The following is a 23,596-nucleotide window of genomic DNA, read 5'->3' as shown; positions in this document are numbered from 1 at the left end:
TTAATTGCTATTAATAAAATCCAGTTAATCTTTAGAGTTAATCATTTTTTGAATTACTTCGTCTTCTATTTTCGGATTGGGTCCTTCGCTACTAGCCACTATAGCACCTACGGCACAAGCAAAATTTATAGCATCTTGCGGTGCTGTTCCTTTTAAAAGTTTATCAATTAACGAAGCTAAAAAGGAATCTCCTGCTCCTACAGTATCAACCACTTTCACTTTATAGCCGCTATTATAAAACATGGTTTCATTGAAATACAAAATCGCTCCATGTGCCCCTTTTGTTACACAAATATTTTTTGCATTTGTTTCTTTAGCTATAAACAGAATGTTTTGCTCTAAAAACTGACTTTCAAACCCCAGCTTTTTAGCGATTTCAAAAATTTCATCATCATTAAATTTTATAAAATCAGCAGACTTCATCAAGTGAACTAATACCTCCGTAGTGTAATGCGGCGCTCTTAAATTCACATCAAAAATTTTAAACTTGGCCAATTTCAAAAGCTCGTATAATGTGTTTCTTGAAGTACAATCGCGTGCAATTAAACTACCGAAAATAAAAGCATCAGCCCATTTTGCGGTTTTTTTTGCATCTTCTGTTAATTGCATATTATCCCATGCACGAGGAAATTCTATCTCATAGGATGCTGAACCTTGAGCATCCAACGTTACCTTCACTTCACCCGTTCTTAATTCTTTATCAACCTGAATATTTTCCGTATTAACACCCTTTTCTTTTAAGAATGTAACAATCTCACTACCAATTGAATCCTCACCAATGCAACTAATCATGGAGACATTATTATCTAATGATTTCAATCTGACAGCTACATTTAAGGGCGCTCCTCCTATTTTTTTATGCGTTGGAAACACATCCCATAAAACTTCTCCGAAACAAACTATGTTTTTCATGTGTTCATTTTTATTGTTTTTCATTGATCAAATGTAACTTTTGAAAATTAAAATAATCATGAAAATTTCATTTAATTTTCTTTTAAAACATTAGCATTCATATCCAAAACGCATTTTGCTACACCATTTTCTGTTATATTTTTGTATGCTGCCGTATACGAATCAACAAATTGCTTTGAATCTTTAAGTTTTCCAAAAACAGACTCTATTTCCAGAAAAACTTTTGGATTGGACTTAGCTGCTTTAGCCTTTTCTGCTAATAGGTTTTGCATGGCGTCTTTTACAACCAGTTCTTCACCAGCTTCATTTACACCTAAACTATATATAGCCCATGCTGCAACTACAAAAGCAGCAAATTCAATGGTTCCGTTTTGTTTTAGTTGTGCATTAACGGTTGGCAAAACAAATATTGGGAATTTTGCAGAACTCTCAGAACAGATTCGATCAATTTGATCTTTAATATAAATATTTCCAAATCTTTGTAGTAAGGACTCCTTGTAATTTTCCAAATCAACACCTTCTAAATCCCCTAAAACTGGAGTCACTTCATTGTCCATGTAAGTTCTTAAAAAGGTTGCTAAATCTGGGTTATTTGCTACCTCATCAATTGTAGCATATCCTATTAAAGCTCCTAAAACACCTAAAACAGAATGCCCAGCGTTTAACAGACTAAGCTTCATTTTTTCGTAAGGAACTACATCTTTTACAAACTGGGCACCAACAGTTTCCCAGGCAGGTCTACCAGCTATAAAATCATCTTCAATAACCCACTGGTTAAACGGTTCGCAAACTACTGGCCACGCATCATCAATTCCCGAGGATTCTAACAAATTACTAATATCAGACTGCGACGTAGCAGGTGTAATTCTATCTACCATACTATTAGGGAAAGACACATTAGCTTCAATCCAAGCAACTAATTCGGGCTCAGCACTATTAACATAACTCAGTAACATGTTTTTTGTTACGTGCCCGTTACCTTGAACATTATCACAAGATTGCACCGTACAACCTTTTAAACCACGTTCTTTCCTAAGCTTAAATGCTTGTGTTAGATATCCAAAAATGGTTTTTGGCGCCTTCGGATTTTTTAAATCGTGCTGAATTAGCGGATTTTTAAAATTAAAGGTTCCTGTAGCTTCATCATAATTATACCCTCCTTCCGTAATGGTTAAGGATATAATCTTCACTTCCGGACTCGCCATCTTCTCAATAACTTGTAACGGATTCTCTGGCGCAAACATATATTCTGTTATAGAACCTATAATACTTTTTGTAAGTGTTCCATCTAATTCCTTTACAATTAACGTATACAAACCATCCTGCTCTTTTAGTGTATTGTAAATTTTAGTATCAAAATCCAACAATGCTACGCCACATACACCCCAATCCTTTATAGATTCATCATGTAATAATTTGTCTGTATAAAAAGCCTGGTGGGCTCTGTGAAAACCTCCAATACCAACATGAACAATACCAGTTTTGATATTAGATCGGTTATACTTGGGAATAGAAACTTGCCCTTCAAACTTAGAAAGATTCAAGTTATTTAATTTATAGCTAGTCATTTTATATCTTTTTTATTTTTTATTTATTTTCAAATCTTTGAAGTAATACAGCAAAAATTATAATACCTCCTTTTACAACTTGTTGGGGGTAAGAAGGAACGTTTAGCAAGTTTAAAATGTTTCCTATTAATCCTAAAATAAGCACTCCCATTAAAGTATTAATAGCAGTTCCTTTACCTCCATTTAAACTAGCGCCACCAATAACTACTGCGGCAATTGCGTCTAATTCCCAAGCCATTCCCATGTTTGGAGATCCTAAATTTGTTCTAGAGGCTACAATAATCGCAGCTGTAGCAGCCAAAGCACCAGAAATAGCATAAACTAAAAACTTGTATTTATTTACTTTTAGTCCGGATAATCTAGAAGCATTTTCGTTACTACCAATGGCAATAATTAATCTTCCAAATACATTGTAACGCAACATTATAATTGTAAATAGAACTATAATTAAGAATACAATAGCAATGTTAGGCACTCCTAAAATTGAATTATTTGCAAAATTGGACATGAATTCACCTCCTGGAGTTTTAAAGGTAATGGGTGAGCCTTTAGAATAAATGAAAGCCAAACCTCTGGCAATAGTCATTAATGCTAATGTTGCTACAAATGGCGCCATTTTTTGGTAGGCCACCAGATAACCGGAGACACTACCCAAGCTAAAGCCTATAATTATGGTGAATAATATGGCTACTGGTAAAATAAACACATTCACCAAGATAGCAAAAGTTACAGCCAACAAGGCAACCATAGAACCAACAGACAAATCGATACCCCCTGTTAGAATTACAAGCAACATCCCGATACTAATAATACCAATTCCTGATACTTGTTTTAATAAATTTGAAAGGTTAACCGATGTAAAGAAAACATCTGAAATAAGCGCTGAAAATATTACCAACAATACAAAAATTAATATTGTATTATATTTTACTAAAAACTGCAGTATCCCTCCAGGGCTACTAAATTGTTGTTTTAATGTTAAAGACATGATTTTAATTGTGTTTTGTTTAATTGTTCTTCTTTAAGTGGCTGTCCGATAGAGTAACGTAGAATGTTCTCTTCAGAAAATTGCTCTTTAGATAATTCTCCATAAAATGTACCTTTATGCATTACAAGAATGCGATCTGAAATCCCCATTATTTCTGGCATATCAGAAGATATTACCACAACTGCAACTCCTTTTTGAGCCACTGCATTTATAAGGTTATAAATTTCAATTTTCGCTCCTACATCAACCCCTCTGGTTGGTTCATCAATAAAAATCACCTTACTTTTCTTGCTTAACCATTTAGCTAAAGCTACTTTTTGCTGGTTACCGCCACTAAGGTTATTTACATTAACCTCCGAACTTGGTGCTTTTATTTTTAATTTTTCAATAAGTTCTAAAACATTTTTATACTCATGTTCTATATTTATAAAACCTAATCTACTAGAAATTGGATTGAAGTTAGTAACACTAATATTTCGTCGGATAGATAATGGCAGAAATACACCTTCTTCTTTTCTATCTTCCGATACAAAACCTATTTGATGACCAACAGCACAAACTGGCGTGTCTGTTTTAATTTCCTTACCATTTAAAAGTAAAGTTCCAGACTTCTTTTTATGAGCTCCAAAAATAAGTTTAGCCATTTCGGTTCTTCCACTGCCACCTAACCCAGCAACTCCTAAAACCTCTCCAGGACGCACTGAAAATGACACATCATGAACTATGGTGTCTTTTGCTGTTAAGTTTTTAACTTCAAAAACCGGTTCATCACCTATTTCAACATCACGGACTGGGTACAAATCTTTCAACTCTCTTCCAATCATCAAACGAATAACGCCATCAGTATCTGTATCTGCAACAGCCATACTACCTGTGTCTACACCATCTCTAAGTACGGTAATTGTATCCGCTATCTTAAAAATTTCCTCTAAATGGTGAGAGATATAAATTATAGAAATACCTTTTGCTTTCAGTCTGAAAAGATTATCAAATAATTTTTGTGTATCAGTAGGATCAAAAACAGTTGTTGGCTCATCCAATACTAAAACTTTAGTATCTTCTGATAATGCTTTTGCAATTTCTACTACCTGCTTTTGAACAATACTTAAACTTCTAACTTTAGCAGACGCATTAATTTTAAACCCCAATGAATCTATTAATTCTTGCGCATCTCGGGTAAGTTGTTTCCAGTTCATCCAAAACTGACTTGCACCCAGCTTATGCAAATAGATATTTTCTGCAACAGATAAATCGTTAACTAATGATAATTCCTGATACACTACACTAATACCCAAGACTTGTCCGTCGTGAGTGTTTTTTGGGTTAATTTCAACACCATCAAGAGTAATTTTTCCACTATCTTTTTGATGAACGCCACTTAGGATTTTCATCAACGTAGATTTTCCCGCACCATTTTCACCAAGCAATGCATGAATTTCTCCTGGCTTCACCCTAAGATTCACATTTTCGAGTACAGAAACGATACCAAAACTTTTGGATATTCCTGTCATTTCTAATCGGTATACTTGTTCTGAATTTTGCATATCAATAATTTTTATTATTTAAAATATTGCTTTAGGGTTATAATATTTTGCAGCATTTTCTTTAGTAATTAGTAATGGCGGAGTAAATGATGTTTTTTGAAAATCCCTTTTACCATTCATGTATTGAATAGCATACCCTACTGCATTTTTACCAATTTGCACAGGGCTATTCATAGCTGTACAACCATAGAAATCTGTTTCCATTATGTATTTAATAGCTTCTTTTTGACCATCGGCACCGGCAACAATTAAAATATCATCCGTTTTACCCGCTTGAGCAATGGCTTTTATGGCGCCTAACACACATACATCTGATTCTGTGATAACTACATTAATATCTGGGTGAGCAACTAAAATATCTTCCATAGCTTTCAATCCTCCTGCATAAGACCAGTCTGTGTAAGCTTGTGTTTTTATATTTAAATCTATCTTACCATGTGTTCTCAATTGTTCTTCGGTAATACCTAACAACAACCCTTGTTTACGAGCCTTTCCCACAGGGTTTCCTGCATTTCCACTTAATAAGGCTATATTCATTTTGGTATTTCCCATTTTTTTAACTAGCCACTCTCCTGCCAATTCCCCATTTGCTATGTTGTTAGATTGAACGGTTGTAACAAAATCTGCGTCAGGACTTATAGAACCATCAATTATAAAAACAGGTATTCCTGCAGCTGTTGCTGCTTTTGTTACACCTACCAATGCATCTGGATCCTTCGGATTAATCAACAAAGCATCAACGCCTTTAGTTATTAAATCCTCAATGGCGGCAACTTGTTTTGTAATATCATCTTGTCCATCTGCTGCAATAAAAGTCATGCCATTTTTTTCAGTTGTGGCTTGAATGCTTTGTAACAATGCCTGATAATACGGTGCATTTAAAGTTGGTGTACAATATCCTATTTTTTTACCCGTAAGATCTATTTCACTCTCAAACAGATCCCCTGTAACTTCTTCAGAGTTAACGTTTCCATTGGTAGATGTAGTTTGCTCTACACAACTAGACAAATTAAAAATCAAAACAAATACTATTAATGATTTTAGTAATTGTTTTAAATCTTCAATTAAAATTTGTGTTTTCATATTTAATGTTTTAATGTTAAAATAGTTTAGTTATATTTCCTTTTAAAATAAGGTAAAGTCAATTTGAAGCACTGTCTTTTCCTGTTCCGGATTCCACATAGCCGTAACATCCACTGGTAAATTATAGTTTCCTATATTTAGGTTTTTACTAAAGGTAGCTCCAACATTTATCAAATTTCCTGCGTCTTTAGTATAAAAGGTTTTATCTGTTATAAAGGACCAGGCGCCACCTGCAAAAAGCGACAGACTTGAATCATCTTTTTGCCACACTTTGCTTTTAACTTCAAAATAATGTGTCCAAGAATCTTTTAAAGAACCATCTGCTTGCACTTCATAATCTCCAGAGCCACCACCAACTATAGTAGCAAAATACAGTAAGGTATTAGGTGTTATGTTATATCCAAAATTAATATCAACAAAATTATAGCCCTGCGTTTTATCGTAACTCCAATAATGCAGCACATCCCCACGCTCTTCAACACCAGTATAATTATTATGAGTTACAGCCTCGATAAAAAATTTATCAGAAAAACGATATAGGGTATAAATAGAAAACTCCTTGTAGTTTGCGCTAATATTTTCACCTGTTTGCTTGTTAGTAACATCTGTACCAGAAAAACTAGCACCACCCCATAATCCAAAAGTAAATTTCTTGTTTCTTGAGTTAAACTCTAAATTGGTAGCTATCATAGCTCCAGAATGCACAACAAAACCATGCCATAAATGCATGTTTTTAAGATGAGCCCCCGCAGTAAATGCTTTATAAGAATCACCTTCCGGGGTTTCTTGCGCAAAAGCGACATTAACACCGAAAAGCACTAAAAAACTCAAAAAAACTAAATTACTTGTTAAGTTACTGAAAACAGACGTTTTACGAGCATTAATTTTTGTTAAAAGAAATTCAAACTTTTCTTTTGAATCGTTTAATTGTGGTTTCATGGTTTACTTTAGTTTAGTTTTAATTTTATAAACGTACTTTTTACGTTTATAATTCAAATGTACTAAATAATATTTCAAAAAACCTAATTTATTTGTAAATTTATATTCTATTTTAACTAACAGATATGGTATATTACCAATAAAATCAACACTTGGGACAACAAAAAATAATTGCATTTTAAAATGTACTTAACACGTTTATAAAGGTTTTACAAGGTGTTTTTGATTAAATGTTAAATGTTTGAATTTGGAATTTTTATAAAATAATGTTATCAATTTTAATTTAATTACAAGTATTTTTGTTCTTTTGACACTTAGTTTTAGGTAAAGATTCAACTAAAAGAAATGGTTGAAAAAAATCAGAAATACCAAATAAAATCTTTAGAAATAGTCTTTAAAACCTCACTTTAATATTCAAAACCATCTCGTTTACAATGAAAGACACTAACAAAAACACCTTTATTTTTGATATGGATGGCGTTATAATAGATTCAGAATCATTTTGGAGGCAAGCGCAAAAAGAAGTACTATGTAAATGGAACATTACTATTACCGAGGAAGACTGTATTCAACACACCATGGGAAAGCGTATAGACGACATTGCACTAATTTGGTGCAGTCTATTTGATTTAAAAACAGACCCTAAATCACTGGAAAAGGATATTATAAAAAGTGTGGTTTCACTTATTAACGAAAACGGAAAAGCAAAAAAAGGACTTTATGAACTCTTGGACTACTTAAAAACCAACAACTTTAAAATAGGCTTAGCTACCTCTTCTAGTCTCCCCATAATACACTCGGTTTTCAAAAAACTAGCCATCGAATCATACTTCAATGTAGTTTGTAGCGCTGATGAAGAGGTATACGGAAAACCGCATCCCGCAGTTTATTTAAAAGCAGCAGAACTACTTAAAGCCAAACCTGCCAATTGCATTGTGTTGGAAGATAGTATTACCGGTTTAATTTCAGGTAAAGCTGCTTCAATGCATACCTTGGTAATTCCTGAAGAAAAAACGGACCCCCGATTTTTAATATCTAATGGTATTTTTTCATCGATGCTGGAAGTAGTCGATTATTTAAGAACAAAGAATTTTTGATTCTTTGACGCTTTAACATACTTATTATTATTTTTGAAATCGCTCTTTCGGCATGTTTTATTTTTTTAATAATCTTATAGGACTATTAATATTCAAAAGCCCCCCTATCCGGAATCCCTTGCACTAAGTTACCTATAAAATCTTTCTTTGGATGACCTTCTACAGGAATTCCAGCATCAATCTCTGGAGAATTATTTTCAAGCATAAATCTTAAATGGGATTTCCAATTGGTTTCCGCAAACACACCACTTTTGAACAATGGATTCTTTTTACTTTTTTTGGCATCTGAAGGCTCATTTTTCATGTTCCCGTAAAAGGTATTCGCTACAAAATTGTTATTAGTACTTTTGGTAAACTCAAACTCATTACCCTTTCCTAATGAATAAAAAATATTGTTGTAATAGGCAGTATTATCCGGATAACCGTTCCAACTTTTATGATAAAGCAATTGCACAGAATCATTTTCTACACCCGAGAAAAAAACATTATTATAAATTTTTGTGTTAGTTACGTTTCCAGAATTCCTAATAATATGATGAGCATTATCTTCGAAAATATTATACCTAATGACTGTTCCGTCATTGAAGCTGGTTTTGTTGGAACCATTACTGCAAATTAAAATACCGCCATGTCCATTATGATGACTGTAATTATATTGAAAGACAGTGTTTTTGCAATTCCAATCGCTATCGAAACCACCTGCATCTACATCTAGTTTACCATCCCAGCTATTGGATTTTGTATTAAAAAATGTGTAAGATGCTTCATTATATTGAAAAAGAGCATCATCACAGCTAAAAGGAAAAGACGCATTCCCACTCCCTTTTAACCCGTTATATTTAAATGAATTATGCTCTACTAATGGTGCTTTAGCAACACGAACAATTAAAGCGTTTGCCCCTGCCCTTTCATACCTATTATTTCTGTGAATAATATTTTCACTTGGGTACCAATTATGAATTCTCCCATTTGCTAATTTTTCACCCCATACGCTAGTTAACGACCTCGTGTCCCAAACGGATGTATTTGACCAACCCGTTCTGTCGACATCATGTATATAACAACCTTCAGTATAAAACCCATCAAAGTTTGATTTTACACGTTTTGTTTCATCTGCATTCCAAACAATTTCTGCATAAACACCTCCGTTATTTTTGGTACTCATATCACCATTAATATCACAGATTTCTAAATTTATTAAATGAATGTCATGCAACGTTCCGCAGTCTTTTCCTTTTATATAAATTCCAACTTTAGAAGCGTTTACATAAGCAATTGTTTCCTTTAACTCCAATTTACGAGGCTCTTCAAACGGATTATAATTTCTAATTTTTAAATCCCGAATTTCAAAATATTCTTGATTGAAAAGCTGAATGGTATAGGAAGCTTCTTCATTCTCTAAAATCCCCCCTTTGGCATCTAAAACCGGTGCAGGGCCTGAGCCGAAAGCACCTATAACAATGCGATTGTTTATAGCACCACTTCCTTTAGGCTTAAAATTTCCCGACCAAACACCTCCTCGCCTAAAAAGTATAGAATCACTTGGTTTTAGTTGTAGTTGATTTAGCCTATTAATACTTTTAAATGGAGTAAATTTACTAATACCATTGTTTGTATCTTTTCCGATTAAGTCATCAACAAAATAGGTAGTTTGAGCTTGAATTAAAAACCCAAGAAACAAGACAAAAAGAGCAAATATTCTTTTCATTTTTCTATTGTGGTATTATGTGTTCTGGAAAATCATCATTTGTTTTCTTTATCCATTCTTTTAGCATTTCCCTGTGAACTGTAATTTCCTTTTTATACTTTTCTGAATGTATTATTGATTTTAACTCACCAGGATCATTTTTTAAATCGAAAAACTGTTCCGGATTTTTTCCTCCATCAAAAATGAAATATTTATAATTTTGAGTAACCACCATACGCCCCACAAACTCTCTTCCCTTCGGTTTATTTCCTTCTTTTTGATTCAGTTCAGAAACCACATAACTCCTATCAGTTTTAGGCTGACTAGAATCCATTAATATATAGGGAGATAAATTTTCACCTTCTAGCGTTTCACTAAGAGGAATACCCGCCATACTACAAATTGTTGGATACAGATCTAAGCCACTTGATGTTATTAAATTTGAATTTATAACACCAGCTTTTGTGTGCCCTTTCCAAGAAATTACAAATGGTACGTTAATAGATTCCTCATAAAAGGTCATTTTTTGATTCCATTCATGAGAGGCATGTCCGTCGCCATGATCTGAAGTATAAAAAATAATAGTGTTATCCAAAAGGTCTTTTTCTTCCAAAGCATTTACTATACTCAGTATATGGTTATCCATTTTCTCTACCAATCTGTCATAACCATATAAATATTGACGCCATTCGGTTTCCTCCCAATACTTTACAGGGTGTTTTCCAAAATTAACTTTATCGGTTGAATCTGGAGTCCTTCTTGTGTAAAATCCTTCAGCCTCATTTTCTGGTATTTTAAAATTAAATGGCAATGGTGGGCATTCTTCTATTGGCATTTTTTCTTCAACCGCACCATCATGGTATGTATCACCCAATCCAGATATGTTTCTAGCTAATTCACAACAATCATGAGGATTCAATAATGAAGTTACCAAGAAAAATGGTTTATCATGTTGCTGACTAATAAAATCTATAGAAAGTTTAGTGGATTCTGTATCATTATATTCTCTTTTATAAGTTTCAAAACCGTGCCACTCTGGGTTATCTTTTATCTTAGACGTTGAGACATGCCATTTACCAAAATAGGCCGTTTGATAACCTACATCTTTTAAAGTTTTACCAATGGAATTGTATTTTAATAAATTAGGTCCACTTTTGCTAGGCATAACACCAGTTATCAACGACGCTCTAGACGACATACACACGGGATAAGTACAATAGCTACGAGTAAAAGTAACACCTTCTTCAGCAAGTTTATCTATACCAGGCGTTTTCACATACTTATACCCAACCTGAGTCATGATTTTGCCAGAATGCTGATCGGATAATATCAATAAAATATTAGGTCTCTCGTGTTTTTCAGAATTTTGAGCATGGGTAAAACAAAAACTCAATAATAATAAAAATGCGATGGCTTTAAACTTTTTTTTCATGATTGAAATTTTATTTTTTTGAAATAAGATTTATCATTTCCATAGCGTATCGCTTCCCTAAAATGCGTTGGCTTGCACTATCAAAATGAGTCTCATCAATAGTTGATAAGTTCTCAGTAGTTACTACACCCGTATTTTTAAGATGGTTTGGCAAGTCCAAAATCATATTATTAAAATTAATACGTTGTGGTTTATCTATGGATAATTGTCCCGCCACGAAAGGAACATCAGGAGCATCTAAATCGGTTCGCAAGGCTTCAATTAATTCAATTAATTTTTGCATATAACTATCATACCTACTTGAATTCGATTCACCTTGATGCCAAATTATACCTTTTAATATTCCATACTTTAAAGCTTTCTTAGCTTGAATTATCGTTTCATTATATAGTGACGCTCCTGGTTTCCATTCTTCAATTGAAGTTCCGCCTTTAGCATTTACAATTAATCCTATTTTATTTTTAGATGAAAAATTTGCCATTTCTTTAGCAAAACCATAGCTAGGTCCAAGCTTTTGCATTCTTAACTCTTTTCTAATCGTAGCGTATTTATTTAAAGGGTTTGCAGCTTGCTCCCATGGCTGTTCCTGATTACCAGTAAACAAAAACACATTTTTTAAGGTATCTAGGTCTTGTAATTCTATTTGAGCACGACCTGCCATGTTAGATTGACCTATACATAAATAAATATCCATTTGCCTATAATTGGAATCACCTATGCTTTTAGTAGATTTACATTGAAACAATAAGCCTAGGCATAGTAACAATATTATTTTGTAGTGTTTCATGATTTTTTTTCAATAGTTGTATAAAAACAAATTTATATTATGATTAGTTAATTATCTAATAATTTTAGTTTGTTTAAACAGCACTTACCTAAAGCAGTATATACACAAAAGGCAGATGTTCCTGTACACTAAAGTTATTCATATGGACTTCTTAAGTTTAGCCACTGCTATACCTGCCTCACCAGCTACAGAATAATATAAATAAACATCCTTTTTATCAATAAGAATGGCTGGATCCCTTAGTTGATGTACACGTTCTCTTGCAAACCCACTTTCAGATGCTTGTATTGGTAAATTCGCACCTTCATAATCCATTTCCGGCTTCAATATTTCTACTGGATCACTCGCTTTCCAACTATCAAAATCACCTTCAGACATATTTACAACCGTTTTTAAAATTCGTTCAGGAGCATCACCTTTTTGCGTGTAAAACACCACTAGATTATCACCCACAACCACAACTGCAGTATGCCTAGCCTTAGGCAAAATATTAATACCTTTTTTATACAATTGATCTTCTCCCATATATTTAAAAAATGTACCAAAAGACAAGGCATATTTATTGCGATTATATTCAAAAACTCGAAAATACGACGGACCTAAAACGGTTTTAGAAGCAATAAAATTTAATCCATCTTTGGATGAACTCACAAAGGATTTTTGCTGACTACTATTTGGAATTTTACCATGAAAATACATTCTTATCGTTTTACTATCCTCATCCACAATAACATCAGGAGAAGCAATATGACCAACAGCTGCTGTATTGCTTAATTGAAGCGTTCCTGATTTATAGATAGTCCATGGACCAACAGGGTTATCCGCATAGGCCAACCGAATGTATTTTCCATGATGATCTGCAAAATACATATAATAGTTACCAAGCGGATTCTCAACCCACTTTGGCACTTTAATTACAGAAGGGCCATTTATATTTTTACCCAAATCGCCTTCTAAACCGGCCATATTTGGATAAATGATTGGGTTACTTTTTGAACGCACAAAAAAAACATGGTCACTTTCCAAAACATCTGAAACTGAAACACAAGCGGTTGAAATCAATAAGGTTAAAAAACAACTTAGTTTAAATAATGCATTTAAATAATTAATTTTCATCGATGTAGACATATCTTTTAGATTCTTTTCCTTAACACAAATTCCTTCTGGATAAATTGATTACCATTGATAATCTTTACCTTCTCTGCTTAATCTCCAAGATTCTTTAACTTTATCCAATCCTGCAATCATTTTTTTTAGTAGCTCTGGTTTTTCTAAAGCCAAATTTTTAGTTTCGGAAGGATCATTTTTCAAATCGAAAAGCATCATATCCATACCTTTATCTGGAACACATATTTTATAGTTACCTTCCACATAACTATAAAGTTCAATATCATTATACAAACGCTGATAACCTGAAACTATAGGTAGAGTGCGATGGCTAGAATGAGCATTCAATACCACCTCCTTTAAACTAACACCATCAAAATTAACTTTTTTAGGAGCTGGTAAATTAAGCATATCAATGATGGTAGGCATATAATCGACAGTAGAAGACTGATAGTCTACCACCTGTTTTGCTTTAATATATTCTGGCCAAACCATAAAAGACGGCACACGTAACCCGCCCTCCCACATCTGATGTTTATGGCCTTTATAAATTCCTGCAGACGCATATCCTTTTTTAGCCATACGATCGGCAGGACCATTATCACTACAGAAAAAGATAATGGTATTTTTTTCAATTTTATTATCTTTTAAAAAAGCGCTTAAACGCCCAATTTGATCATCCATAGCAGTTATGGCTCCATAATAATGCCTCTTTTCTAATGGTAAATCAGGGTATTTGGCTAAATATTCCGGACCAGCAACTACTGGTTCATGTGGCGTATGAAACCAAATAGTTGCAAAAAAAGGCGTCTCTTTTGAAATAGATTCTTTCATAAATGGTATAACCCGATCCATAATAATTCGGCTGTCATCTCCTTCTAAATTATCAGTTACTGGTTTGCCATTTTCTACATAAACTGATCCTCCCCAAGAACCATCCTCCTTTGCTCCCCAGCTTGTCCAGCCATCTGGTGTCTTGGTTGGGTTCCATGTTGGGACTGCACTTTTTGTTGCAAAGGTTTCATCATAACCATGATGCCAAGGTGGTGAGTACATTCCTCTACTTTCAATTTCATCTGGTTCAACCCAACCTAAATGCCATTTGCCAAAGAAGCCCGTTTTGTAACCTGCTTTTTTTAACACCTCTGCAACAGTAGTTTCCGAAGGTCGCATACCAGCAGTGTGAGCTGCAAAAATACCTTGCCGAAAAGGACTTCTACCAGTTAAAACACTCGCCCTTGTAGGCGAACATAAAGGTGCAGCTGCATAAAAATTTGTAAATGTCGCACCTGATTGAGACATGGCATCCAAGTGCGGTGTAATAATTTTTTTATTGCCCGTAAACCCAACATCTCCATAGCCAAGATCATCAGCCATAATGAAAATAACATTTGGCTTCATACCATCTGAAAATGCTTTTTGCGCATATCCTGTAAAGGTCAGCATCATAAAAAACAAAAAAGTTAATTTAAAATACAATTGCTTTTTATTCATAATTCTAAATTTAGTTTAGTTGGTTTTGAATCTGATTTTTTCTAAACAAAGCTTCTAAGTAATAATAATCGGCATACACCAAAGGCACATCTATTTCAGAGTTCTTGGGTTTCGAACCTGTTGAATGTTTTAATAAAAACCCATTATTAGTTCCTAGTTCACTAAAATATTGTTTAGAAGTAAGCGAATTAAGCATACTATTTGCTAAATGCAAGTAGGTATCCTTATGTTGCGACGTATACTTACTTAACTCAAAAAAAGCCGATGCCATTACAGCTGCTGCGGAAGCATCCCTTGGTTCGGATTTTAAATCGGGTAAATCAAAATCCCAAAACGGAACCAAATCTTCTGGTAACTTAGCAACATTAATAATATAGTTGGCAATATTTTCTGCTTGATTTAAAAATGCAAGGTCTTTAGTTTCTCTATATATCATCGTATAACCATAAAGTGCCCAAGCTTGCCCACGAGACCACGAAGAACTATCTGCATACCCTTGATGCGTATTTTTAGAAATCACAGCTCCTGTTTCTAAATTGTAACCAACTACATGAAAAGAACTATAATTTTCTCTAAAATGATTTCTCATGGTTGTTTTTGCATGCGCAACGGCGATATTGTAAAACACAGGATTTCCCGTTTCTTTTGAGGCCCAGAACAACAACTCCAAATTCATTAAATTATCTATGATAACAGGGAACTCCCACTTATCGCGATTGTGATCCCAAGACCTTATACAGCCTACATTTTCATTAAATCTTGTAATTAGGGTTTTTGCTGCTTGAATTAATACTTTTTTATAAGCTTCATTGTTAGTGGCCTCGTAACCCAACCCAAAGCTAGGCATCATTTTAAAACCTAAATCATGATTTGAGCTATTGTACTGTTCACTTGTTAACAAAGCAGTATATAATTCTGCCTTTTCTTTCCACTGCTTATCTCCAGTTAAGCGGTACATATTCCATAAAACTCCAGGATAAAAACCACTTGTCCAATCTCGTTTACTTACTAAAACAAGTTTACCTGATTCAGTTAAAGTTCTTGGGAAAATTAAATCTTTAGATTTTAAATTTGTGGTATCCTTAAGAAGTGGTAAATACGCAAGCTGTTGGGATATTGCTTTGAGTAAATCGTTTTCAGTTACACTACTTCTTTGATGGGTTTTACACCCATACAACAAACCAACACAAAGCATTAAAACCGTAATTTGTTTCATCCATGTATATTTATATTCCTTACTAATGAAGAGAATTCCAAAATATTAGTCTGATGTGTATCAAAACCTCATTCTGCAAATTCAAAAAAGCAAAAAAGTTATATAAACAAATCTAGGTAATGAATTTTATTTTCTTTTAAACATAGCTTCCATTTACTATCAATTATGATTCATTTTTACATTCAAATGTACTAAAAGGGAGTAAAATATGATAGTTTTTAAAATTCACTATGTTGTAGGATTTAATTTTCACAATTAATTTCATTGCAATCAAAAAAAAACAAATAGCAAAATCCCTACTGATTTTATAAAGAAAAAAAATCTTTATGAAGAACTAAACAACTAACTTTCTACTTAATGCTTCTAAATAAAAATTCGAAGGGTATTAAGCCAGTATTGTAAGTTTTAATATATTTTCATTGCGCCGTTTTATTTCAAATCCAATAAGAGCTAATGAGAAGTCAATTCGTACTAGCGTAAAAGTATTCACTTCAAAACATCACCAAAACCAATATTATCGAAATCAAATTGATTTTGTATTACCTATAAAAATCGCGACTATCTTTTTAGAGAAAAGTGCGATCTATATTGCTTTTGCTCGCCCGACTCTTCATAAGTAAGAACAAACCAATAATCTGTAGATGGCAATACTTCACCATTGTATGTTCCGTCCCAGCCTGGACCATTTGGCTTTATTTGTGTTAATACTTTTCCATAACGGTTATAAATTGTAATGCTCGCATTTGGCTGATCATTTAATGCAAATACATTCCAGGTATCATTGTAACCATCATTATTTGGAGTTAAAAACTTTGGAAACCCTATAACAGTTATATCTTCTATAGCGATTGATCCACAAGAAGGTAAATTTGTTTTTGTATCATGCACATATACTGTATGTACACCTGTACTAACATTTGTAAAAACCCCGTCATTATCTAAAATTGGCCCATTATCTAACTGAAAGAAATAGTCACCATAACCTTCTACATTAATAGTAATGGTTTGAGGCGAATCAAAAGCACTAGATTGAGCTAAATCAATAAAAACGGCCTTCCCTGATTGAATAACTTCAAAAGCTTCACTTATTTCCGATTTACAATTTAACGTAGACTGAAGTTCTGTAACAGACAAAGTATATAGACCTGGTGCCACGGTATCAATAATATATTCTCCCTGATTAGCTCCTGAAATTTCTGTTCCATTTAAATACCATGTATAAAGGTAATTTGAACCTTGAAAACTACTTATTAATGTTATTTCATTTTGCAGTGTTTGGGTTTCAAAATCAACGCAAAGTGTGTTTAAACCATATAATGAAGAAATTTCGGGTTTAAGAATAGGTTTCACGGTAAAATCAAAAGAAGTTACAGCAAAACATCCATTTGAAACGTTTCTGTTAGAAACCCTAATATAAACCGTTTGATTATATTGAATTGTATTACTAAAATTCTCAGGATTATTAATTGGATTAATTCCATCAATAGCCTCCTGATTTGTAAGATGAAAACTCAAACTAAAAACACCTGGGTCCTGACCATCTAAAACTTCTGCAGTTAAGGTGGTTAAATCAAAGGTATTAAACCCATCATTTGCCCCATCATTGTCACAAACTTCAACTGCGGCTGGCTGTGTAGCTGTTGCTGCAAGTTCTACTACTAACTCAAATGGAAATGTACTCGAACAACCAGTTACATTGTTTGTAATTTTAGTATAAATAGTCTGAGTATATGCTTGCGTATTGGTATAAGGATTTGTTGTAATCTCATTAGTTGTTGCTGCATCTTCAAAGAATACAACAGTATAATCAATACTGCTTTGGGAAACACCTAAAATAGCTGCTATTTCTGCATCAAGATCGAAACTATAATATCCATTGGAATTTGGGCTACATACCGATAATTTGGAAGAAACAATAGTGGGTACCGGATTAACAATTAACTCTAAAGGAAAAATGGCATAACAAGCAGCATTATTTGCATTGGCACTTGTAACTCTAATAAATACATTTGTTGATGCGGACGTATAATTATTTGGTGAACTTATTGGTGAGTTCCCTGACGTTGCATCATTTTGAGAGTTATGATAACTAAAGCTTAAATTAGAAACACCACTACCAATTATTGACTCTACTTGTGTTAAATCAAATATTTCCAAACCATCATTAACAGTCACATTATCACAAGTAATTAAAGGGTTTAATACAATGGTGCTAGGATCTGGAAGTACGGTAATATCCAAAACCAACTCTGCAGTACTAAAACAAGATGATTGCGTTGAAGTTACACGTACACCCAATGTGGTTTGTGGGTTAGATTGACTTGTATAGCTCTGTGGATTTGCAATAATAGCAACATCATCTATGGCATTCTGTAAACTTGGGTAAAAATCAACATTATAAATAGATGAATCGGTTGCATTGGATAAAATATTTGCTGAATAATCTGTTAGATTAAATGTGTATTCGCCATCACCATCACTATCACAAACCGATGCTGTATAACTAGAATCTAAAACCAAAGGAATATCGGTTCTAATTTCGAAAGAAGCTACATCAAAACATGCAGTTGTAATATTTTCCAATCTTACCCATAAAGTTTGCGTACCTACAACAGTGTTTTGATATGCTGAAGGGTTTGTAATTGGTGATGTTGGCTGATTTGCATTTGCTTGCGATTCATAAAATGAAATATTGTAATCTGAAGCTACTTGAGAACCAATTATGGTACTATTCAAACTAGAAAGATCGAAAATAACATATCCATCCTGGTCGTCATCACACAAAATATATGGCGCTACGGTATTGATTACAGGTGTATCAAAAACTTCTAAATTCAGTGCCACAACATCATAACACTTTGTAGCCTGTGAAGAAACTCTAACGTATAATGTTTGATTATAAGGATCGGTATTTTGAAATGCATTTGGACTTGTAATAGACGGTGTACCATTTTCAGCTTCAGCAAAGGAAATATGATACGTAACATCAACAGGTTGTGTATTACCTGCCACTATGCTGGCCGAAGCCTGTGTTAAATCAAATGTAGCAAAACCTAGATTATTGATATCACATTCTTGTAAAGCAGGAATTGCATTTGCAAAAGGCGCATCAATCACCTGTAAATTTAAGGTCGTATAAGTTGTACACCCTAATGTATTTTCAACCCTTACATGTAGGGTTTGATTAGCTGAAGTACTTGCATAAGGAGATACTAAAACATCATTGGCATCGCCATTTTGTGCTAAAGCAAGAGTTTCATAAAAGGTTACTGTTAGCGATGTATCATTATTTGTAATAATTGCTTTTTGAGAATCCAAATCAAATGAGGCAGAATTTGGGTTCGTTCCATTATTACACTCATATAACGGGTCTGGATTTGTTATTATCGGAGCAGAGTTAACGACAATAGTTTCTATACTATCAATTTGCATAACACAGAATGGCGAAACGGAACTAGTAACTGACTCTATTGTAACATCGGTAGTAGTTATTAACCCTGGTAACGACAAGGAATAATTACCACTAGCATCTAAATTGAATGTTGTTGATGGATTACTGCCAATATGATAGGTAATCGTTGCATTTGGTTCGCCAACGAACTCCAAAAGACCTGTTTCACCTTCGCATACAGGAGTATTATTAGTAATTGTAGGCGCGGTATTCCCATTAACACTTGTTGTTACACTCTCTGCAATATTTTCTGAGCAAACAATGACTCCAGAACTATTAAGGACTTTAGCTTTTGTTAAATTGAAAGTACTAGTAGCCGTTAATGTTTCTGATATTGTAGCCAGACCGGAAGCATCTAAAAGCACTTCCTGAGTAACATTTCCATTAAGGTTATATTCTATGGTAGCCCCTGGAGTCCCCGAAATGGTATAAGTAACCGCTTCATTGGTACACACCGAAGTATCTGATACAGACACTGTAGCTTTAGGGATTCCAGAAACCACTAAATTGAAATCTACTAAACTATAACATTCTGTACTTCCCGTCTTTACCTTTGCATATATTTGTTGCGGATTAGACTTATTAGCATATATTCCAGGTAATGGATTAATTCCATCCACAGCATCTGCTAAGTTTTCATAAAACTCAATCGTATTATTTACGGTATCTGAATTAATAGCACTTTTAACGGAATTCAAATCAAAAATTGAAACATTTGAATTATTACTACAAGCTACTAGATCATCTATTTCTTTAGCCTCCGGAGGCGCAGGAAAAGCACCTGTTCCAGCAGTTGCAGTACCTGTCCACTCAATCTCAAAACCGCCATCACCTACAGGTCTATCAATAGCGATGTAATAAGATTCGCCCACCTTTACATTAAGCCAATAAACAAATCCGTTACCATTAGCACCAGGCCCTGATTGGGTAACGGTGGTGCTTCCATTAATACCAGTAACATTACTGCTAAGCCCTGCCGAAACAGGATGTGTTGTAGAGCATCGAATTGGACTTCCCAAATTATTACAAACTCTGTTTGGTCCAAATACCCAAAAATCATAATCTACGTTAATATCGGTATCTGCAGGAATTAAGTTAAAACCTAAGGTACCAGCTTGAACAATATCTACTTTTAACCAGAAGGAATTATGTTCAAATCCACCACACGATGAAATTTCTTGTGAATTTCCAATTCCACTTGCGTTTGATGAAAAATTTCCATTTCCACACACCGTAACAGCATCCACACAATCATTGGGTTCTTGAGCATGAACTTGAAAAAACCAAGCAAACAACAAACCTAAGATTAAAAACTTCCTCATATTTAAAACACTTCTTTTGTATTTATTACGACTATTCCTTATTTAAAAAAACAACTTATCAGACTTAAGACAGATCTAGTTAAATGATTAGTGCCTTAAACAAAACGTTAACTAGGTTACTTTTTAACAATTAAAAACTCTGATCGTCTGTTTTGAGCATCTTGCTCTTCGGTACAATTAGACTTACAATCTACTTTTGGCTCTGAACTTCCCATTCCTTTACCCGAAAGCCTTGTTTTGTTAATTCCTTTTGAAATTAAATATTGAACTGTAGACTGGGCACGTTGTTCTGATAATTTCAAATTGTGGGATTGACTTCCTTTATTATCTGTATGAGATTTTACGAAAATAACCATTTCTGGGTAGTCGTTCATAACGTGTACCAATTTATCCAATTCAAAAGCACCTTGCTGAGTTATGTTACTTTTATCAAACTCGAAATAAATATTTTTCAATAAAACTTCTTTATCTGTAATGATAACATCTATTGGGCTTAAGGCTGCTTCGACTTTAACGGAACCTCCAATCGACTTTTCAACCGCAAAAGATTTAGTCTCATAGCCTTTCATTGCTACATTAAACACATAATTCGTATGGCATTCGGCATCAAAACTAACTAGACCATTAGAATCTGTTTGTTTGGTTGCTATAATATTATTGCTTTCATCTAAAATGGACACAGATGCAGCAGACAAGATAGCATTCGTTTTAGCATCTGTTGTATGTGCTATAAGTTCCAAACTACATACTGGAATGGCTGAGTATATATTATCAATTCCTTCTCTATTCGACGCAAAAAAAGCAACATTTTTTAAGGTATTCATACTAAAAGAAAAATCATCACTTTTAGTATTTATGGGCTTTCCCAAGTTTATAGGGGTATTATCGTTTTTTAAATCTATTTTGAACACATCATAACCTCCTAACCCCTGTTTTCCGGTAGAAGAATAATATAAAATTGTATTATCACTAATAAAAGGGAACCCCTCTTTGCCAGGTGAATTCACTGCATTTCCAAGATTTTTAGGAACGCCATAACTTCCATTATTAACACTTACTTTCCAAATATCAGTATCTCCTAAACCACCTGGCATATTAGAGGCAAAATAAAGCGTTTTACCATCCGTACTTAAACTTGGATGACTCACAGAATACTCATTACTATTAAATGGTAATGGCTGTACATTTGTCCATTTACCATCAACCAAATTTGCAGAATACAAACCTTGTTGGGCTATTTTAACCTTATTATTTTTATCCTTTTTATAAGCACCACCACTTTGACCATCTCTGGCAAAAATCATGGTTTTACCATCGGCACTTATAGTTAAAGGACCATCATGGTATGGTGTATTTAATTCTTCTACCGCTTCTGGTTCTGAAAAAGTACCGTTATCGTTTCTCTTTGATTTATAAATATCTAGATACGGCTGATGATTCCAACTATCTTGCTTTCCTGAGGTATTTCTTGAACTAGCAAAATACAGCATATTATCGTTGGTCAATACTATACCAAAATCACTTTGCTCTTTACTACTAATAGCAATAGGCTCTACATCAAACAATTTCTGTTTATCCACCAAACGTGGCAGGTAGTTAGGGTCTGCAATATGATCTTTAGCACGCTGATCATTAGGTTTCATTTTAGCAAATACATCCATTTGTTTATTAGCTTCTTCATATTTACCTAAAGATTTTAATGCTTGAGCATATTTAAAATAAACCTCAGCATCTTGTTTAGTACCAACAGCTTTATTATACCATTTTACTGCTTGGGCAGTATTAAACACATTATAATAACTATCGCCTAATTGTTTATACACATAGTTATCGGCATTATTATTTTCTACTAGTTCCAAATAGGCATCAATAGCATCAATATATTGATAACCTTTAAAAAGCATATCAGCCTTTTCAGTTTTTTTGTTTTGTGCATAGCTTGTATTTACTATAAGGAGTAAGCTAGCAATCATGCATGTTATTTTCATTTTAAGTGGCATATTAGTTAGAAAAATCTAGGTGAAATTGATACTTTTTTAGGTGAATACAAATCAAACAATAACATGAACTCATGAGATGCTGAAGTGGTAGTATTTAAGCCTGATATTACATGATCATAAGCGTACCCTAGTCTTACGCCTGGTGAAACTTCAAAATTAACCATACCGCCAAAGGAATCATCAAGTCTGTAGGTTGCTCCTAATTCAAAACGATTCATCAATAAAACGTTTGCAGAAAGATCCAAAGAAACTGGTGCATTTATTGCTGATTTTAACATAAACGATGGTTTAAATTTGGTTTCTTCAGAAAGTTGAAACACATAACCACCTGTTAAGAAATAGTGTTGCGTTTCAGACCCAAATTTATAAGACTGTCCATTATTTGTAACATCTAAGTGAGTGTTATCTAAAAAATTTGGAACACCAAATGCGGCATAATAGTGATCAGTATAATAGAAAAATCCGGATCCTATATTTAAAAATACGTTCGAAGAATTTTCGCTAAAGGCTTCATCATTTGAATCTGGCACATAACCATTACCAATATCACTAAACAATCCTATATTTTGAAAAGTAGCACCTGCTTTAATACCTAAAGCTAAACGATGTTCTCCTCCCAAATTAAGCGTATAAGAGAAATCACCATACACATTATTCTCTTCTACCGGCCCAATTTTATCAGATACCGCAGACAAACCTAAACCTACATTTTTACCTACAGGACTATGTAATGATAGAGTTACTGTTTTTGGCGCACCCTCTATATTAACCCATTGTGTTCTGTACAAGAGCCCAATTGCTAAGTTTTCTTTAGAGCCCGCATATGCTGGATTAATAACGTTCATGTTATACATATACTGCGTATAGTGCGGATCTTGTTGGGCGGTGGCACTCATCATAACCATAAGTGCAAAGACTATTGTAAAATATATTTTTTTCATTTTATATTGCTTTTAATTTAATAACAGG

Annotated in this window: 16 protein-coding genes; 1 reads left to right on the top strand and 15 read right to left on the bottom strand. The window is 33.8% G+C overall.

Annotation, left to right across the window (positions count from 1 at the left end):
* Nucleotides 1-24 precede the first annotated feature (24 nt).
* The 6 genes from ABYI63_RS03595 to ABYI63_RS03570 all read right to left on the bottom strand — a co-directional run bounded on the left by ABYI63_RS03595 (nucleotide 25) and on the right by ABYI63_RS03570 (nucleotide 7,034).
* Entirely contained in the window at nucleotides 25-912 is an 888-nt protein-coding gene (locus ABYI63_RS03595; RefSeq protein ID WP_372753521.1) for a carbohydrate kinase, read from the bottom strand.
* Between the two features lie 71 nt (nucleotides 913-983).
* Complete coding sequence (locus tag ABYI63_RS03590) at nucleotides 984-2,480, bottom strand: mannitol dehydrogenase family protein (RefSeq protein ID WP_372753519.1); 1,497 nt, start codon at nucleotides 2,478-2,480, stop codon at nucleotides 984-986.
* Nucleotides 2,481-2,499: 19 nt separating this feature from the next.
* On the bottom strand, nucleotides 2,500-3,468 hold the full coding sequence (locus ABYI63_RS03585) for an ABC transporter permease (protein WP_372753517.1): 969 nt from the start codon (nucleotides 3,466-3,468) through the stop codon (nucleotides 2,500-2,502).
* Entirely contained in the window at nucleotides 3,459-5,012 is a 1,554-nt protein-coding gene (locus tag ABYI63_RS03580) for a sugar ABC transporter ATP-binding protein (RefSeq protein ID WP_372753515.1), read from the bottom strand. Before ABYI63_RS03580 ends, ABYI63_RS03585 begins: the two co-directional genes overlap by 10 nt.
* 18 nt (nucleotides 5,013-5,030) lie before the next feature.
* Nucleotides 5,031-6,095, bottom strand: a complete 1,065-nt coding sequence (locus ABYI63_RS03575) for a substrate-binding domain-containing protein (RefSeq protein WP_372753513.1) — start codon at nucleotides 6,093-6,095, stop codon at nucleotides 5,031-5,033.
* Nucleotides 6,096-6,137: 42 nt separating this feature from the next.
* Nucleotides 6,138-7,034: a hypothetical protein gene (locus ABYI63_RS03570; protein WP_372753511.1), complete on the bottom strand. Its 897-nt coding sequence runs from the start codon at nucleotides 7,032-7,034 to the stop codon at nucleotides 6,138-6,140.
* Nucleotides 7,035-7,468: 434 nt separating this feature from the next.
* On the opposite strand from ABYI63_RS03570, the gene hxpB reads away from it, so the two are divergent.
* Nucleotides 7,469-8,131, top strand: coding sequence for a hexitol phosphatase HxpB (gene hxpB / locus ABYI63_RS03565; RefSeq protein ID WP_372753509.1), 663 nt, complete (start codon nucleotides 7,469-7,471; stop codon nucleotides 8,129-8,131).
* An 85-nt stretch (nucleotides 8,132-8,216) separates the two neighbouring features.
* On the opposite strand, the gene ABYI63_RS03560 is transcribed toward hxpB, so the two are convergent.
* From ABYI63_RS03560 to ABYI63_RS03520, 9 genes are all read right to left on the bottom strand, one after another.
* Complete coding sequence (locus tag ABYI63_RS03560; RefSeq protein WP_372753507.1) at nucleotides 8,217-9,839, bottom strand: hypothetical protein; 1,623 nt, start codon at nucleotides 9,837-9,839, stop codon at nucleotides 8,217-8,219.
* A gap of 4 nt (nucleotides 9,840-9,843) precedes the next feature.
* Nucleotides 9,844-11,250, bottom strand: coding sequence for a sulfatase (locus ABYI63_RS03555; RefSeq protein WP_372753505.1), 1,407 nt, complete (start codon nucleotides 11,248-11,250; stop codon nucleotides 9,844-9,846).
* Between the two features lie 10 nt (nucleotides 11,251-11,260).
* Nucleotides 11,261-12,037 carry a sialate O-acetylesterase gene (locus tag ABYI63_RS03550; RefSeq protein ID WP_372753503.1) on the bottom strand — a complete coding sequence of 259 codons (777 nt, stop codon included), beginning with the start codon at nucleotides 12,035-12,037 and terminating at the stop codon, nucleotides 11,261-11,263.
* A 138-nt stretch (nucleotides 12,038-12,175) separates the two neighbouring features.
* Nucleotides 12,176-13,165: a hypothetical protein gene (locus tag ABYI63_RS03545; RefSeq protein WP_372753502.1), complete on the bottom strand. Its 990-nt coding sequence runs from the start codon at nucleotides 13,163-13,165 to the stop codon at nucleotides 12,176-12,178.
* A gap of 48 nt (nucleotides 13,166-13,213) precedes the next feature.
* Nucleotides 13,214-14,638, bottom strand: a complete 1,425-nt coding sequence (locus tag ABYI63_RS03540; protein WP_372753500.1) for a sulfatase-like hydrolase/transferase — start codon at nucleotides 14,636-14,638, stop codon at nucleotides 13,214-13,216.
* A 10-nt stretch (nucleotides 14,639-14,648) separates the two neighbouring features.
* Nucleotides 14,649-15,854, bottom strand: a complete 1,206-nt coding sequence (locus ABYI63_RS03535) for a glycoside hydrolase family 88 protein (RefSeq protein ID WP_372753498.1) — start codon at nucleotides 15,852-15,854, stop codon at nucleotides 14,649-14,651.
* Nucleotides 15,855-16,412: 558 nt separating this feature from the next.
* Nucleotides 16,413-20,627 carry a T9SS type B sorting domain-containing protein gene (locus ABYI63_RS03530; protein ID WP_372753496.1) on the bottom strand — a complete coding sequence of 1,405 codons (4,215 nt, stop codon included), beginning with the start codon at nucleotides 20,625-20,627 and terminating at the stop codon, nucleotides 16,413-16,415.
* 116 nt (nucleotides 20,628-20,743) lie between these two features.
* The gene (locus tag ABYI63_RS03525; RefSeq protein WP_372753494.1) at nucleotides 20,744-22,615 is read right to left on the bottom strand and encodes an OmpA family protein; all 1,872 of its coding nucleotides are present in this window, start codon (nucleotides 22,613-22,615) and stop codon (nucleotides 20,744-20,746) included.
* Nucleotides 22,616-22,632: 17 nt separating this feature from the next.
* Nucleotides 22,633-23,568 (bottom strand): type IX secretion system membrane protein PorP/SprF, encoded by a 936-nt coding sequence (locus ABYI63_RS03520; RefSeq protein WP_372753492.1) that lies wholly within the window; start codon nucleotides 23,566-23,568, stop codon nucleotides 22,633-22,635.
* Between the last annotated feature and the right edge of the window lie 28 nt (nucleotides 23,569-23,596).

Source organism: Mariniflexile sp., assembly GCF_041583155.1.
GTDB lineage: Bacteria > Bacteroidota > Bacteroidia > Flavobacteriales > Flavobacteriaceae > Mariniflexile.
This window is presented reverse-complemented; position numbering and strand designations above follow the sequence as displayed.